General features: G+C 67.4%; 12 protein-coding genes and 2 tRNA genes. 9 read left to right on the forward strand and 5 right to left on the reverse strand.

The genetic code is table 11. The features are described 5' to 3' along the window. Nucleotides 1-302 precede the first annotated feature (302 nt). Genes ileS through nfo form a run of 5 tightly spaced genes read left to right on the forward strand, consistent with a single transcriptional unit; the run spans nt 303 to nt 6,373 of the window. Nucleotides 303-3,446 carry an isoleucine--tRNA ligase gene (gene ileS, locus BVI061214_RS11225; RefSeq protein WP_053768443.1) on the forward strand — a complete coding sequence of 1,048 codons (3,144 nt, stop codon included), beginning with the start codon at nt 303-305 and terminating at the stop codon, nt 3,444-3,446. Next, the gene (locus BVI061214_RS11230) at nt 3,439-3,993 is read left to right on the forward strand and encodes a Uma2 family endonuclease (RefSeq protein ID WP_053768444.1); all 555 of its coding nucleotides are present in this window, start codon (nt 3,439-3,441) and stop codon (nt 3,991-3,993) included. Before ileS ends, BVI061214_RS11230 begins: the two co-directional genes overlap by 8 nt. A 7-nt stretch (nt 3,994-4,000) precedes the next feature. After that, nucleotides 4,001-5,038, forward strand: a complete 1,038-nt coding sequence (locus BVI061214_RS11235) for a M24 family metallopeptidase (RefSeq protein ID WP_053768445.1) — start codon at nt 4,001-4,003, stop codon at nt 5,036-5,038. 1 nt (nt 5,039) lies between these two features. Beyond that, nucleotides 5,040-5,543, forward strand: a complete 504-nt coding sequence (locus BVI061214_RS11240; RefSeq protein ID WP_053768446.1) for a septal ring lytic transglycosylase RlpA family protein — start codon at nt 5,040-5,042, stop codon at nt 5,541-5,543. Further along, nucleotides 5,543-6,373, forward strand: a complete 831-nt coding sequence (gene nfo / locus BVI061214_RS11245) for an endonuclease IV (RefSeq protein ID WP_053768447.1) — start codon at nt 5,543-5,545, stop codon at nt 6,371-6,373. The genes BVI061214_RS11240 and nfo overlap by 1 nt, the downstream gene beginning before the upstream one ends. 200 nt (nt 6,374-6,573) lie before the next feature. Here the strand turns inward: nfo and BVI061214_RS11250 are convergent, their stop codons facing one another. The 3 genes from BVI061214_RS11250 to BVI061214_RS11260 are packed head-to-tail and all read right to left on the reverse strand — an operon-like array spanning nt 6,574 to nt 10,269. Further along, nucleotides 6,574-7,233: a site-2 protease family protein gene (locus BVI061214_RS11250; RefSeq protein WP_053768448.1), complete on the reverse strand. Its 660-nt coding sequence runs from the start codon at nt 7,231-7,233 to the stop codon at nt 6,574-6,576. After that, nucleotides 7,230-7,835, reverse strand: coding sequence for a zinc metalloprotease (locus BVI061214_RS11255; RefSeq protein WP_053768449.1), 606 nt, complete (start codon nt 7,833-7,835; stop codon nt 7,230-7,232). Before BVI061214_RS11255 ends, BVI061214_RS11250 begins: the two co-directional genes overlap by 4 nt. Then, the gene (locus tag BVI061214_RS11260; RefSeq protein WP_053768450.1) at nt 7,810-10,269 is read right to left on the reverse strand and encodes a CBS domain-containing protein; all 2,460 of its coding nucleotides are present in this window, start codon (nt 10,267-10,269) and stop codon (nt 7,810-7,812) included. Before BVI061214_RS11260 ends, BVI061214_RS11255 begins: the two co-directional genes overlap by 26 nt. 57 nt (nt 10,270-10,326) lie before the next feature. Here BVI061214_RS11260 and BVI061214_RS11265 point away from each other — a divergent pair. After that, a tRNA-Ser gene (locus tag BVI061214_RS11265) sits at nt 10,327-10,420 on the forward strand. Between the two features lie 14 nt (nt 10,421-10,434). Here the strand turns inward: BVI061214_RS11265 and BVI061214_RS11270 are convergent. Further along, nucleotides 10,435-11,253, reverse strand: coding sequence for a Gfo/Idh/MocA family oxidoreductase (locus tag BVI061214_RS11270; RefSeq protein ID WP_082333152.1), 819 nt, complete (start codon nt 11,251-11,253; stop codon nt 10,435-10,437). A gap of 138 nt (nt 11,254-11,391) precedes the next feature. Here BVI061214_RS11270 and BVI061214_RS11275 point away from each other — a divergent pair. Beyond that, nucleotides 11,392-11,468: transfer RNA gene (locus tag BVI061214_RS11275), tRNA-Ile, on the forward strand. 369 nt (nt 11,469-11,837) lie between these two features. Here the strand turns inward: BVI061214_RS11275 and BVI061214_RS11280 are convergent. Next, on the reverse strand, nt 11,838-12,107 hold the full coding sequence (locus BVI061214_RS11280) for a hypothetical protein (RefSeq protein WP_053768451.1): 270 nt from the start codon (nt 12,105-12,107) through the stop codon (nt 11,838-11,840). A 574-nt stretch (nt 12,108-12,681) separates the two neighbouring features. Here BVI061214_RS11280 and BVI061214_RS11285 point away from each other — a divergent pair. Together BVI061214_RS11285 and mgtE are read left to right on the forward strand one after the other, a co-directional pair. Beyond that, nucleotides 12,682-12,903 (forward strand): hypothetical protein, encoded by a 222-nt coding sequence (locus BVI061214_RS11285; RefSeq protein WP_248841764.1) that lies wholly within the window; start codon nt 12,682-12,684, stop codon nt 12,901-12,903. 350 nt (nt 12,904-13,253) lie between these two features. Continuing rightward, a complete protein-coding gene (gene mgtE / locus BVI061214_RS11290; protein WP_053768453.1) occupies nt 13,254-14,618 on the forward strand; it encodes a magnesium transporter in 1,365 nt (454 codons plus the stop codon). Nucleotides 14,619-14,890: the final 272 nt, after the last annotated feature.

Here is a 14,890-nt window from a genome sequence, read left to right on the forward strand (position 1 = left end):
CGCCAGCAGGGGATTCTACCTCAGGGCTGGCGGGTTGTAAAGGCGAGGATGGGGAGAGTACCTCCGCCCAAAAGCCCCTAGCGAGCCGGGGAGGGTGGAAGCCCGGCGGTGAGGGCGGGTGGGAAGATCACCCCGGAGCCGCGGGAGGAAAGGGCAACCCCCGAGTAATGCCCGCCGGGTGGCGCCCGTAATAGCGCCTCAACGAGGGCCTGGGGCGACCCAGGAAGCGCGGTGGTACCGCGGAAGTCTTCGTGGCTTTCGTCCGCGCCTTTGGGCGCGGGCGTTTTGCTAGGAGGTGAGGGATGTTCAAAGAGGTCGGCGAGCCGGACTTTCCCAGGCTGGAAGAGGAGATCCTGGCCTTCTGGAAGCGGGAGAAGATCTTCCAAAAGAGCGTGGAGGCCCGCAAGGGCGCCCCCCGCTACGCCGTCTACGAGGGCCCCCCCACGGCCAACGGCATGCCCCACGTGGGCCACGCCCAGGCCCGGAGCTACAAGGACCTCTTCCCCCGCTTCAAGACCATGCAGGGCTACTACGCCCCCAGGCGGGCGGGCTGGGACACCCACGGCCTGCCCGTGGAGCTGGAGGTGGAGAAGAAACTGGGGCTAAAGAGCAAGCGGGAGATTGAGGCCTACGGCATTGAGCGCTTCAACCAGGCCTGCCGGGAGTCGGTCTTCACCTACGAGAAGGAGTGGGAGGCCTTCACCGAGCGCCTCGCCTACTGGGTGGACCTGGAAAACGCCTACGCCACCCTGCACCCCACCTACATTGAGAGCATCTGGTGGAGCCTGAAGCGCCTCTTTGACCGGGGCCTCCTCTACCGGGACCACAAGGTGGTGCCCTACTGCCCGCGGTGCGGCACCCCCCTCTCCTCCCACGAGCTCGCTTTGGGCTACAAGGAGATCCACGACCCCTCGGTCTACGTGCGCCTGCCCCTCAAGGAGCCCGGGAGGCTGGGCCTAGAGCGGGCTAGCCTCCTCATCTGGACCACCACGCCCTGGACCCTGCCCGGCAACGTGGCCGCCGCCCTCCACCCCGAGTACACCTACGCCGCCTTCGCCCTGGGCGAGGAGGCCCTGATCCTGGAAGAGGGCCTGGGGAAAGGGCTTCTGGGCGAGGAGACGCCCGTCCTCAGAACCTTCCTGGGGAAGGACCTCGAGGGCCTCCCCTACGAGCCCCCCTATCCCCAGGAGCTGGAGCGGGGGTACTTCACCGTCCTCGCCGACTACGTGAGCCGGGAGGAGGGCACCGGCATCGTCCACCAGGCCCCCGCCTTCGGCGCCGAGGACCTGGAGACGGCCAGGCGCTACGGCCTTCCCCTCCTCAAGACCGTGGACGAGGAGGGGAAGATGAGGGTGGCCCCCTTTGAGGGCCTCTTCTTCCGGGAGGCCAACCGGGCCGTCCTCAAGGACCTAAGGGCGCGGGGCCTCCTCTTTAAGGAGGAGCAGATCCTCCACAGCTACCCCCACTGCTGGCGGTGCTCCACCCCCCTCATGTACTACGCCACCGAGACCTGGTTCATCCGAAACACCGCCTTCAAGGAGGAGCTCATCCGCAAGAACCAGGAGATCAACTGGGTGCCGCCCCACATCAAGGAGGGCCGCTACGGGGAGTGGCTGAGAAACCTGGTGGACTGGGCGCTAAGCCGCAACCGCTACTGGGGCACCCCCCTCCCCATCTGGGTCTGCGAGGCCTGCGGCAAGGAGGAGGCCATCGGGAGCTTCGCCGAGCTTAAGGCCAGGGCCAAAACTCCCCTCCCCGAGCCCTTTGACCCCCACCGCCCCCACGTGGACCGGGTGGAGCTAGGGTGCGCCTGCGGCGGGACCATGCGCCGGGTCCCCTACGTCATTGACGTCTGGTACGACTCCGGGGCCATGCCCTTCGCCTCCATCCACTACCCCTTTGAGAACGAAGCGGAGTTCCGGGAGGCCTTCCCCGCCGACTTCATCGCCGAGGGCGTTGACCAGACCCGGGGCTGGTTCAACTCTTTGCACCAGCTCGGGGTGATGCTCTTCGGCTCCATCGCCTTTAAAAACGTCATCTGCCACGGCCTCATCCTGGACGAGAAGGGGCAGAAGATGTCCAAGTCCAAGGGCAACGTGGTGGACCCCTGGGACATCATCCGGGAGTTCGGGGCGGACGCCCTCCGGTGGTACATCTACATCTCCGCCCCCCCGGAGGCCGACCGCCGCTTCGGCCCCAACCTGGTGCGGGAAACGGTGCGGGACTACTTCCTCACCCTCTGGAACGTTTATAGCTTCTTCGTCACCTACGCCAACCTGGACCGCCCCAACCTGAAGTCCCCGCCCCCGCCCAAGGAGCGGCCCGAGCTGGACCGCTGGCTTCTCGCCCGCATGCAGGACCTCATCCAGAGGGTGACCGAGGCCCTCGAGGCCCATGACCCCACCACCTCTAGCCGCGCCCTCCGGGACTTCGTGGTGGAGGACCTCTCCCAGTGGTACGTGCGCCGGGGGAGGCGGCGCTACTGGAAAAACGAGGACGCCCTGGACCGGGAGTCGGCCTACGCCACCCTCTACGAGGCCCTGGTCCTCATCGCCAAGCTCTCCGCCCCCTTCACCCCCTATCTGGCCGAGGTCCTCTGGCAGAACTTGGTGAGAAGCGTGGACGAAGGGGCCAAAGAAAGCGTCCACCTGGCCGACTGGCCGGAGGTGGACCCGGCTTTGGTGGACGAGGCGCTGGTGACCAAGATGCGGGCGGTCCTTAGGGTGGTGGAGCTAGCCCGCTCGGCCCGGGCCAGAAGCGGGGTCAAGACCAGAACCCCTCTTCCCCTCCTCCTCGTCACCGCCCCCACCCCCTTGGAACGGGAGGGCCTTCGCCACTTCGCCCCCGAGATCGCCGAGGAGCTCAACGTCAAGGAGGTGCGGGTCCTGGAGCCCGGGGAGGAGGTCCTCTCCTACCGGGTCCTCCCCAACCTCAAGCTCTTGGGCAAGAAGTACGGGCGCCTGGTCCCCGGGATCAAAGAGGCCCTGGAGAGGGAGAAGGACCGGGTGGTGGCCGCCCTTTTAAAGGGCGAGGGCGTGGCCCTGGAGGTGGGCGGTCAGGTCCTCCACCTCCTGCCCGAGGAGGTCCTCCTCGAGGCCCAGGCCCCCGAGGGGTACCAGGCCCTGGAGAAGAACGGGTACGTGGCCGCCTTGGAGGTGCGGGTCACCGAGGAGCTGAAGCTGGAGGGCCTGGCCCGGGACCTGATCCGCCTCCTGCAGGAGGCCAGGAAGAGCATGGGCCTGAAGGTGGCGGACCGCATCCGCGTGCGCTACCAGGCGGAAGGGGCCTATCTGGAGGCGCTAAAGCGCCACGGGGACAGGATCGCCGGCGAGGTCCTGGCCGTGGAGCTGGCCGAGGGGCCCCTCGAGGGCTTCGGGACCGGCGTGGAGGACGAGGAGGGGAAGGCCCGCTTCGCCCTGGAAAGGGTAGAATGGCCCCATGGGTGAGGCGGCCGCCAAGCCCCTGAGCCTCGAGGCCTACCTGGCCCTGGAGGCGGCGAGTTCCCGCCGCCACCACCTGGTGGAAGGCTTTTTGTGGGCCATGGCGGGGGCGGGGAAGGCCCACAACCAGCTCCTCACCCGCCTTCTCCTCCAGCTGGCCCCCGCAGCCCTAGCCCAAGGATACGAGGCCTACGCGGCGGACCGCCGCCTCAAGACTGCCCAGGACACGGTCTTTTACCCCGACCTCATGGTGGTATGCGACCCCTCCCCCTCTCCCCTCTACGAGGAAACCCCCTGCCTTCTCGTTGAGATCCTCTCCGAGAGCACGGAGGACCTGGATCGGGGGAAGAAGCTTTGGCACTACCTGCGCCTACCCTCGCTGAAGGCCTACCTCATGGTGGATAGCCGCAGGATGAGCCTGGAGGCCTACCTGCGGCAGGGGGAAACTTGGGTCTACCGGGCCCTAGGCCCTAAAGAGGCCCTAGCCCTCCCCTGCCCTCCCGTAACCCTCTCCGTAGAGGCGCTTTACCAGGGTGTGGAGCTAGGGGTATAGTGCCCCCGTGCCGGAACCGCAAGCCCTCCTAGAACCTCTGGAGCTGGACGCCCTCTACATCACCCGCCCGGAGAACGTCCGCTACCTCACGGGCTTCCCCCACCCCGAGGACGCCCAGGTCCTCATCGCCCCCGAAGGGGCCTTCCTCCTCACCGACCCCCGCTACCCCGAGGCGGAGCGGGAAAGCCGCATCCCCGCCAGGGTCCTGAAGCGGGAGGAGAGGGAGGCCCTCTTCCAGGACCTGAGGGGCCGGGTGGGCTTTGAGGCGGAGCACCTCCCCTACGCCGCCCTGGAGCGCCTGCGGGAGCTTTCTCCTGCGGAGTGGGTACCCACCAAGGGGGTCATAGAGCGCCTCCGCCTCAAGAAAAGCCCCGAGGAAGTGGCGAGGATCCGCCAGGCCCAGGCCCTGGCGGAAAGGGCCCTGGAGCGGGCCCTGACCCTCCTAAGGCCCGGGGTGGAGGAGCGGGAAGTGGCCCTGGAGATAGAGTTCTTCCTGCGCAAAGAGGGCGCGGAGGACGTGGCCTTCCCCCCCATCGTGGCCTCCGGGGCGAGGGGGGCCCTGCCCCACGCCGGGGCCTCGGAGAAGCGCCTGGAGCCCGGGGAGCTCATCACCCTGGACCTGGGGGCCAAGGTGGCGGGGTACCACTCGGATATGACCCGCACCGTGGCCCTGGGGAAGCCTTCTCCGGAGATGCGCCGGGTCTACGAGGCAGTCCAGGAGGCCCTCGAGGTGGCCCTTCAGGGCCTTAAGCCCGGAAGGACGGGGAAGGAGGTGGACGCCCTGGCCCGCGAGGCCCTGGGGCGCCACGGCCTGGACCGCTATTTCGTCCACTCCCTGGGTCACGGGGTGGGCCTCGCCGTCCACGAGGGACCGGGGCTTTCCCCCTACACCGAAGAGGTCCTGGAGCCCGGCATGGTGGTCACCGTGGAGCCCGGGGTCTACCTGCCCGGGGTGGGCGGGGTGCGGATTGAGGAGCTGGTCCTCATCACCGAGGACGGGATAGAGCTCCTTTCCCGATTTCCCCGGGGCTACCTGGAGGTCTAGGATGCGCCTTCTCGCCCTATGGCTCGTTTTCGCCCTGGCCCTGGCCCTGGCCCAGACCTACACCGTGAAGCCGGGGGACACCCTCTACCGCATCGCCAAAGCCCACGGCCTCACCGTGGCCGAGCTCATGCGGCTAAACGGCCTCACCTCGGAGCGCATCTACCCCGGCCAGGTGCTGAGGGTGGGTGGGGAAGGGCCAAAAGAACCCAGGGGGCGCTTCTTCCAAGAAGGCCTCGCCGTCTGGTACGGCCCCGGCTTCCACGGCAAAAGGACGGCCAGCGGCGAAATCTACGACTTGCACGCCCTCACCGCCGCCCACCCCACCCTCCCCTTCGGCACCCGGGTGCGGGTGACCAACCCCAAAAACGGCCGGAGCGTGGTGGTGCGCATCAACGACCGGGGGCCTTTTGGAGGGCGGTACATCATTGACCTCTCCTACGCAGCCGCCAAGGCCATCGGGGCCCTTTCCGCCACCCGGGTGCGCCTCGAGGTCCTGGAGGAGTGATGGTCCGCTACGGGTTTCACCTCTCCATCGCCAGCAAGAAGGGGGTGGCCGGGGCCCTCGAGGAGGCCATGGCCCTGGGGCTCACCGCCTTCCAGATCTTCGCCAAAAGCCCCAGGAGCTGGAGGACCCGGCCCCTCGCCGCAAACGAGGTGGAGGCCTTCCGGGCCCTGAAGGAGATGGCGGGGGGGATGCCCGCCGTCATCCACGCCTCCTACCTGGTGAACCTGGGGGCCGAGGGGGAGCTCTGGGAAAAGAGCGTCATGAGCCTGGCCGACGACCTGGAGAAGGCGGCCATCCTGGGCGTGGAGTACGTGGTGGTCCACCCCGGCTCCGGGGACCCCAAGAGGGTCAAGGAGGGGGCCCTCAAGGCCCTCCGCCTGGCGGGGGTCAGGGGGAAGCCCACCCTCCTTCTGGAGAACACCGCCGGGGGCGGGGAGAAGGTGGGAAGCCGCTTTGAGGAGCTGGCCTGGCTCCTGGAGGACACCCCCCTGCAGGCCTGCTTAGACACCTGCCACGCCTTCGCCGCCGGCTACGACGTGAAGGAAGACCCCCAAGGGGTCCTCATCGCCTTGGATAAGGCGGTGGGCCTGGAGCGGGTGCCGGTGGTCCACCTCAACGACTCCGTGGGCGGCTTGGGGAGCCGCATAGACCACCACGCCCACCTCCTCCAGGGCCAGATCGGCGAGGGCCTCAAGGAGGTCCTTCTAGACCCCAGGCTGAGGGGCCGGGTCTTCATCCTGGAGACCCCCAGGAGCCCCGAGGAGGACGCCTGGAACCTGAAGGTCCTCCAGGGCTGGCTGGAGGAGGCCGCCTCCCAGAATAAGCTGTAGGGCGGAGACCGCCAGGGCGAGAAGCCCCAGCCTAAAGGCCCGGTCTTCCCCTTTGCCGGGGCCCCCATGCTGGCGCAAGCCAGCATGGGGTGGTATTAGGCCACCCCGAGCCCCGCCCCCAGGAGGGCCAGGGCGATCCCGTTGAGCCAGCCCAAGAGGGGCAGGAGGGTGGGGTATTTAAAGCTGCGCATACCCCCAGCCTAGCTAAAGAAAAACCCAAAGAAGGCCCTGCGGGCGAAGCGGAGCACCTCCTGGATAGGCCCCCGGAGCACGGTGAGGATGAGGAGGAAGGAGAGCCAAGCATACTGCTCAAGCCGCCAGAGAAAAGGGTGCCAGGAGAGGGGCAGAAGGCTTTGCAGGATCTTGGAGCCGTCCAGGGGCAGAATGGGCAGGAGGTTGAAGACGGCCAGGAGCAGGTTGACGCTGCTGGCGAAGAAGAAGGCCAGGGCTAAAACCCCGAGGAAGGTCTGCCCCTCCCCCCGGAAGGTGAGGGCCACGCCCCAGGGGTCCAAGGCGAACAGCCCCCGCACCAGAAGGGCGAAGAGGACCGCCAGGGCCAGGTTGATGACGATGCCGGCGATGGAGACCACAAAAAGGCCCAGGCGGTAGCTCCGGAAGGCCCAGGGGTTCACCGGCACCGGCTTGGCCCAGCCGAACCCCACGAGAAGGAGCAGGACCGTGCCCAAAGGGTCCAGGTGCTTTAGGGGGTTCAGGGTGAGGCGGCCCAGGCGCCTGGCGGTGTCATCGCCAAAGCGGTAGGCGGCGTAGGCGTGGCCCCACTCGTGGAGGGCCAGGCTCAGGAGGAGGGCCGAAAAGGCCAGGGCGAAGGCCAGGGGGTCCTGCTGCAGGAGGGCGATCATAGGCCAAGAACCCGGTAGACGCTATCCAGGAGGCCGGAAAGCCCCTGGGCCACGGTGGCCGTGACCCCGGCAAAGGAGAGGACCAGGAAGATGAGGATGAAGCCCAGAGGCCCCAGGGCAGCGATCTGGTCCAGGAAGCGCCGGGCCTCGAGGCCCCCCACGGCGTAAAGGGCCTTGGCCCCGTCCAGGGGCGGGACGGGGAAAAGGTAGATGGCGGCGTGGAGGAGCATGAGGCGCTGGGCCACCAGAAGCCCCTCCCCAAAGGGATAGGGCAGGAAGCGGGCCAAAAGGCCATAGAGGAAGGCGGCGAAGAAGAAGCCCAAAGGCCCCATGAAGGCCACCATGGCCCCTTTCCACCCCGGCAGGTTGGTGGGCACAAAGCGGGGCCAGCCAAAGCCCAGAAGGAGAAGGAGCACCAGGCCCAAAGGCTCCAGGTGGACCCTTAGGTCCAGGGAGAGGAAGCCGTAGCGCCTGGGGGCGGTTTCCCCATAGCGGTCCGCCAGGTAGGCCTGGAAGAGGTTGTGGAGTACAAGCCCCAGGGCGGCCAAGGCGAAGGCCACCAGGAAGACCGGGGGGTCATTCAGGAGAGGGAAGAGTCCCATCGCCCACCAGTCTACGGGCTAGGGCCAGCTCCTCCTCAAAGGTCCGCACCTCGCCCCTGGCCCGGGCCTCGGCCACCCGCCTCAGGATCTCCCCGATCTTTGGCCCGGGCTGCAGGCCCATCTCCAGAAGGTCCCTCCCCATGAGGACCCTGGGCCTTTCCGCAAGCCAGGCCTCCTTCTCCGGGAAGAGGGCCAGGAAGGCGCTCCTAAGGGGCTCCTTCTCCAAGGCCTCCCGATCGGCCTCTCCCCTACCCGCCCTGAGGAGTAGGGCAAGCCCCTCCCTGAGGCACCTGGGGAGGGCCAGGGCCTGGGCCCTTTCCATGGGGTCCTCCTGGAAGTAGAGGAGGAGGAGAAGCCTGGCCTCCACCAGGGCCTTCCCCTCCCCCTTGAGCCTGGCGAAGGGCTCCTTGGGGGGCAGGCGGAGGCGGTAGAGGGGGTAGAGGGCGGAAAGCGCCTCCAGCAGGGTCAGGGCCTCCAGGAAGGTGTCCTCCTCGAGGGTGAGGAGGAGCTCGTCCCGAAGCCGGCTCTTGCTGGCCGTGGCCAGGACCTCGGGGAGAAGGGCCGGGGGAAGGGCCTTCAGGGCCTCCTCGGCGAAGCGGAAGGCGAGCCGGGCCGCCAGGCGGGCCCCCCGGACGATGCGGCTCGGGTCCTCCACGAAGGAAAGGGGGTGGAGGGGCCTTAAAAGCCTGGCCTCCAGGTCCGAAAGGCCCCCGTAAGGGTCCAAAAGCTCCAGGGTGGCCAGGGAGAGGGCCATGGCGTTCACCGTGTAGTCCCGGCGCTCCAGGTCCTTGGCGATGGGGGCGGGCCGCACCTCCGGTAGGGCCCCGGGGTAAGGGTAGACCTCCTCCCGGCTTTCCGCCAGGTCCACGGAAAGGCCGAAGGGCAGGCGCACCCTCCCCGTGCCGAAGGCGTAGTGGAGGGCGTAACTACCCCCAAAGCGCTCCACCAAAAGGCGGGCCACCTCCTCCACCCGCACCCCCGGCTCCAACACCAGGTCTATGTCGGGGCCGGACCGCAAAAGAAGGGCGTCCCGCACCGCACCCCCCACCAGGTAGACCCCCTGGGGGAAAGCCTCCTTGAGGGCCAGAAGCACCCGCCTGACCCCCTCGGGGAGGGAAAAGAGAAGGCGCTCCCCTAAAGGGGCCTCCGGGGAGGGGCGCTTGCGGTAGAGGTCGGTGCGGGTGAAGATGCCGAGGAGCCTGTATCCCTCCCCCACCGGCTCCCCCACCAGGAGCCGTCCCCCGCCCTCCTTGAGCCTGGCCTCCGCCTGGGACAGGGGGGTGTCGGGGGGCAGGACCACGGCCCGGGCCAGAAACCCCTCCACCGGGTGGTGGGAAAGCCCCAGGCGCTCGGCCTTCTTGAGGTCCCGCCTCCTGGCGATCCCTAAAACCCTGACCCCGCCCTCGGGGAGGGGCACCACCACGGGCATGGCCCCGTACCCCCGTTCCTCCAGGACCCGCAGGGCCTCCCGCACCGTGGTGGGCTTTAAGACCTCCACGGGGGCGGTCATCACCTCCCCCAGGGTGGGCTCGGGGTCCAGGTGCTGGGCAAGGGTGGTGAGGAGGAGGTTTAGGGCCCGCCTCTCCCCCCTGACCCGGGCGAAGGCGGCCCGGGGATGCCCCCCGCCCCCCACCTGGGCCAGCCAGCGGGCCACGTCCAGGCGGGCCCGGCTTCGGGCGATGAGAAGCGCCTCCTTCCCCAGGCGCAGGACGAGGAGGACCCCGTCCGCCTCGTGCAGGTCCAGAAGGGTGTGGGCCAGGGGGGCCAGGGCAGGCACGTACCCCTCTTCTTTGGCCCGGGCCAGGAGGAGGCGAAACCCCTCCACCTCCACCACCCTGGCGCTTTTGAGAAGCTCCTGGAAGATGGCCCTGGCCTCCGGGCCCAGAGGGGCCCGGACCCAGGTCCTTACCCGGGGGATCTCGGCCCCCATGAGGGCCAGGAAGTGGGCGGCCTCCAGGTCTAAAGGCTTGGTGGAGGGAAAGCTGAAGCCCCCGGTGTCCTCCCAAATCCCCGCGTAGGCCAAGGTGGCCTCCAAGGGGGTGAGGCCCAGGCCCCGTTCCTGGAGGAGGGGAACCAGAAGGCTCACCGTGGCCCCCACCTCCTGGACCCGCCCCCCCACAGCGGGCACGTCCCCGGGCAAGCGGGGGTGGTGGTCAAAGACCAGGAAGGGCACCTTCCCCACCAGGGCCCGGAAGGGGCCGATGCGCTCGGGGCGGGCGTTGTCCACCAGGATCACCTCGGTGACCCGATCCAAAGGCACCTCCGAGGCGGGCACCAGGTCCAGGCGGTCCTCCAGAAGGGGGGCGATCTCCTTTAGGGGACCCTCGAGGCCCCCCACCACCGCCAGGAGGCTCCCGGGAAAGAGCTTGCCCGCCAGGACCATGGACCCCAGGGCATCAAAGTCCAGGTTCTCGTGGGCCACCACCACCCGCACGCCTAAAAGCTTACTTGACGGAGGAATCCCCCCTTGGTACACTCAGGCTTGGCGCTTGGAGAGGTGCCCGAGTGGCTGAAGGGACACGACTGGAAATCGTGTAGGCGGGCTTAAACCTGCCTCGCGGGTTCGAATCCCGCCCTCTCCGCCAAACCGCCCCCGGTCTCAGGGCCGGGGGCCTTCCTCTACCTCCACCACCCGCCCCGCCCTCCTGGCCGCCTCCGCCAAAAAGGTGAGCCGGTGGGCGTAGAGGACCTCCTCAAAGGGCTCCAAAAGCCCCGGGTCCTCCCGCTCAACCGCCGCCATGAAGGCCGCCATAAGCCCAAAGTCCCCGCCCCCGTATCCCGAACGGATGGACCCCTCCGCCTCCCCCTTCAGGTCCACGGTCCCTTCGCCCTTCACAAAGTCAAAGATGCGGATGTACCGCCCGTCCCCCCAGATCTCCCCGCCCGTCCCAAAAAGCCGCGTCTCCCGAAAGCGCATCCGGGAAAGCCCCTCGGCGTGAAAGCTGGCCGTGCGGCCATCCCGGCACTCCAGGGCCACCACCTGGTGGTCGGCCACGTCGTTCTTTCCCCAATAGACGCACTCCCCGTAGGGGCCCTCCGCCAAAGCCCGCTCCAGGTTCTCCCGGGCCACCGGGAAGGCCACCACGTCCAGAGGCCAGCCCCGCTCCCCCCTCTCGTAGGCCTCCAGGTAGATGCGCCTGGCCGAGAAGGGGCAAGCCCTCTCCACCTCCTCGGGGCAGAGAAGGCACCGCTCCGCCGCCCCCTTGGGCCTCCTCTCCGGGCGGAAGTGGTAGAGGCCCCCGAAGGAGGCCACCCGGGCCACCTCCCCAGGCATCAGGAAGAGGAGCCAGTCCAGGTCGTGGACGCTCTTGGCCAGGAGGAAGGGGCTGGACTCCCCCTCCTTCCGCCAGTTGCCCCGCACGAAGCTGTGGGCGAAGTGCCAGTGGCCCACGGGCTCCAGGTGCTGGACCGAGACCACCTGAGCTCATCCATGAGGCCATAGTCCTGACCCGAGAGAGGCTGAGGATAACCTGAGCTTTAGCCCTCGAGACCCCTCTCCCCTTCGCCCATCTCCTATTGCGCAACACGATGCGGGCTCTATAATGCCCCTGTGCCGGGGCCGTTAGCTCAGCTGGTGAGAGCGCCGGCCTTATAAGCCGGTGGTCGCGGGTTCAAGTCCCGCACGGCCTACCAGGCTTGAGTCTTCCCGGCTCAGGTTGCTGACCTAAAGCGTGAAGCAGGCCTCGAGGGGCGAGGTACCGAGGAGCGGGTATGGCGGTTGATGTGGAGGCGGGGCCAACCAGCTACAGGCCCCGTGGCCGGTGTGGGCCACCATCGCCGCCCCTCGGGGAAGGGGGCGGGCATTACTCCCCGCGGCCTTCACGCCCCCACCTCCTCAACTCTATGCGCCCTAAGGGGCCGATGTGCATAGAGTTGCGACGAATCTCTAGGGCTCTTTTGCATAAACCCCGCAAGCGGTCTTCGGGGAGAAGCGCGGGGCCAAGGCGGCCCGCATCCTCCGAGGGAAAAGGGGCCTCCAGGAGCGCCCCCTGAAGACCGGTCCTAGATACCCTCAGGGAGCTTTGGGGGCTCCAGGCCGTAGCGGGAGACCACGGCCCGGATGTCCTCCACCAGGCGGGAAAGGCGTTCCCTCTCCTCGGGGGTGGTGGGGCGTGCCCGCTTCAAGAGGCCGTACAGGTGGCCCAGTTCAGACACCTCACTCAGCCACTCCTGGTCGTCCCAGTCATCGGGGTTGAGGAGAGCGTCCCGGATGACGGGCCAGTACTCCTCAGCCCAGTTGAGGAGAGCCTGGGGGTCGTCTCCTCTCAACATGAGTCCTCCTGGGGCCATTATGGCCGGAGAAACCGCCCGAGGCGAGGCCCCCTCGAGGCCCGGTCAAGGCCGGGGGGAGGCCTCCCCCTGCAAACTTGTGCCTTCCCTTCACGATGTGGGAGGCCCTTCTCACCGTAGCCCCACCGCCGCCGCGGCCTGACCCTCGAGGCCCAGGAGGCCTCCCGGGGCCCCTCCCCCAGGCCCCGGGCCAGGGCCTCTTGGGGTAGCCCCCCCAAGTCCTTTTAGAAAGAAGGGGGAAGCGAATAGCCGCAATAGCCGCAATAGCCGCGAAGCCCGTCTGGTAGGGCATTTCTGCCTGCGGCTATTGTGCGGCTATTGCGGGGAAGAGGGGGCGAATAGCCGCAAGTGGGCATGCCGTCCTGGAGAGCGTTTGCGGCGTTCGCGGCTATTACCCCGCCGCTTTTTCTAAAAGCCAGGGGCCAGGCCGGCCTCGAGGGCCGTGGTATCCTCTCCCTAAGAAGCCGCCCTAAGGAAGGAGGCCCCGATGGAGGAAGAGTTCAAGTGGCCCAGCCCGTTGGAGAGGGCCAGAGACCGTTGGGAAACGCTGAAGGAGATGCTGGCCAACCCGGAGGACTTTGACGATGACTACGTCCTGGCCGAAGTGTTGGAGTTCCCCATCCTCCTTGACCAACTGCAGAGGGCCTACCTCGAGAACCCCGAGGAGGTGCGGGCCATCGTGCGGGAGATTTGCGAGCGGAAAGAGGAGCTGAAGCGGGTGCTGGACCTCGAGGTCAGGGAGGCCCTTCTGCCCGGGGGGTGCGAGGGAGAGGGTTAGGACTCTTCTTCATAGGCCAGGAGGTCCTGAACGCCGTAGGGCTTGCCCGTGAGCTTCCGTAGGCCCCAGCCCACAGGGTTGACAAAACCTCCCTCACCCCCTACCCTGAAAAGGGTATGCGGAGAGGAGGTGAGACCAAGGTGCGAGAAGAAGGCCCGCAAAGTCACCCAGGCCCTTGGGAAGCCTCCCTCTCCACCTTCCCTTCCCCCTAAAACGCCAAATCGGCTCTCCCAAGGGTGAGGCCAACGGCAAAAGTTGCCCCTAGGCGCTTTCCTCATAGGTCGCGCTCGAGGGGTATGGCCTGGAACGTTCGTTTCCAGGGATCAAGGAAACCCTTACGAGGTGGAGCCATGCCTTTGGTCTGCCGGAACCTCATGAGCCTTTTGGAGGAAGGAAACCTGCAGAGCGTAAAGCTCCTCCTGGGGCAAGCCAGCCCCCAGGAGATCGTGTTTTGCCTTAGGCTGTTGGAGTCCCCCCGCAGGGCCCTTGTCTTCCGCCTGCTGGACAAGGAGCGGGCCCTGGCCGTCTTCGAGGCCTTGGACCGCCCCGAGCAGGCCGAGCTGGTCAAGGCCATGGAGGACCCCGACCTCCTGCCCCTCTTGGAGAGCCTGAAGGCAGAGGAACGGGTAAGGCTTTTTGAGGAGCTCCCTGCCAAGGTGGTCAAGCGGCTCCTGCAGGAGCTCTCCCCAGAGGCTCGGGAAGGGGTCAGCCTGCTCCTGGGCTACCCCGAGGGTAGCGCAGGCCGGGTGATGAACCCGGATTACCTGGCCCTCCCCGAGGAAACCACGGTAGAGGAGGCCTTGAAGCGGGTGAAAGACTCCCCACTTCCCACAGAGAACCTGGAGGTGATCTTCGTGCTGGGGCCGGGCAGGATTTACCAGGGCTACGTGCCCCTGGCCCGGCTCCTCAAAGCGGACCCCCAAACAACCCTAAAGGACCTGGCGGTGGTCGGGGCCGCCGTCTCCGCCTACGACTCCCAGGACCAGGTGGCCGAGCTGTTCAAGCGCCACCAGTACCCCCTGGTGGCGGTAGTGGACAAGGAGGGGCGGTTGGTGGGGGCCATCGATGCCGAGCGCGGTGTGGAGCTGGTGGAGGAACACGAAGCCCAACGGCTCACCACCTTTGGGGGCATCCTTCCCCCAAAAGGCCCCGACGTGGACTACCTCAGGAGCCCTCTGGGCGTACTCTTCCGGACCCGGGTGATCTGGCTAGCCCTTCTGACCCTCTTTGGGGTCTTCGTCTCCACCTACGTGGCCGAACAGGAGGAGGTCCTGGAGCGCGTCATCGTCCTCGCCGCCTTCATCGCCCCCATCATCGACATGGGGGGGAACACGGGTAGCCAGGCGGCCACCCTGGTCATCCGCTCCCTGGCCCTGGGGCAGGTGCGGCCGCGGCTCAGGGACTACCTCCTCATCCTCAGGCGGGAGGTGCCCGTGGCCCTAAGCCTGGGCATCGTCATCGGCATACTGGAAGCCGTCCTGGCCTTCTTCTCCAAAGGCGTGGGTTGGGACATCCTGCTGGTGGTGGGTCTGGCCATGACCACGGTCACCATCCTCGGGGGCTTGATCGGCTCTGCCCTTCCTTTCCTGGCTAAGCGCTTCGGCGTGGACCCCGCCACGCTAAGCGGCCCCGCCATCACCTCCATCATGGACCTCCTAGGGGTCTTCGTATACTTCGGCTACGTCCGCCTCTTTCTGGGCCACCTGCTGGAGTGAGCACGGAGGCTGAGCTCTCATCCCTTCGTGTGCTACTTGACCCAACCCCTGGGGTGTGAAAAAAGAGGGGGTGCTACGCTTCCAAACCGAGAGCACCCCCTCTACTCAGGGCTTTACCCAAAACTCCTTCCTCGCCCTCCCTTAGCCTGCTTCAAGAGTTCTTGGGTGACTTCATAGTTGAGCAGGCGAACCAGGCCCCTCAGGAGCAGGTACGGACCATCCCTCTCGCTGGGCAGCCCCAGCTTGCCCCCGAGCTGCAAAAGAAACCCCTT

The organism is Thermus aquaticus (assembly GCF_001280255.1).
Taxonomy (GTDB): domain Bacteria; phylum Deinococcota; class Deinococci; order Deinococcales; family Thermaceae; genus Thermus; species Thermus aquaticus.

Excerpts from the sequence above, each read along its gene's own strand:
- ileS (WP_053768443.1), top strand. The coding sequence starts at position 303 with ATGTTCAAAGAGGTCGGCGAGCCGGACTTTCCCAGGCTGGAAGAGGAG.
- BVI061214_RS11230 (WP_053768444.1), top strand. The coding sequence starts at position 3,439 with ATGGGTGAGGCGGCCGCCAAGCCCCTGAGCCTCGAGGCCTACCTGGCC.
- BVI061214_RS11240 (WP_053768446.1), top strand. The coding sequence starts at position 5,040 with ATGCGCCTTCTCGCCCTATGGCTCGTTTTCGCCCTGGCCCTGGCCCTG.
- nfo (WP_053768447.1), top strand. The coding sequence starts at position 5,543 with ATGGTCCGCTACGGGTTTCACCTCTCCATCGCCAGCAAGAAGGGGGTG.
- BVI061214_RS11250 (WP_053768448.1), bottom strand. The coding sequence starts at position 7,233 with ATGATCGCCCTCCTGCAGCAGGACCCCCTGGCCTTCGCCCTGGCCTTT.
- BVI061214_RS11255 (WP_053768449.1), bottom strand. The coding sequence starts at position 7,835 with ATGGGACTCTTCCCTCTCCTGAATGACCCCCCGGTCTTCCTGGTGGCC.
- BVI061214_RS11280 (WP_053768451.1), bottom strand. The coding sequence starts at position 12,107 with ATGTTGAGAGGAGACGACCCCCAGGCTCTCCTCAACTGGGCTGAGGAG.
- BVI061214_RS11285 (WP_248841764.1), top strand. The coding sequence starts at position 12,682 with ATGCTGGCCAACCCGGAGGACTTTGACGATGACTACGTCCTGGCCGAA.
- mgtE (WP_053768453.1), top strand. The coding sequence starts at position 13,254 with ATGCCTTTGGTCTGCCGGAACCTCATGAGCCTTTTGGAGGAAGGAAAC.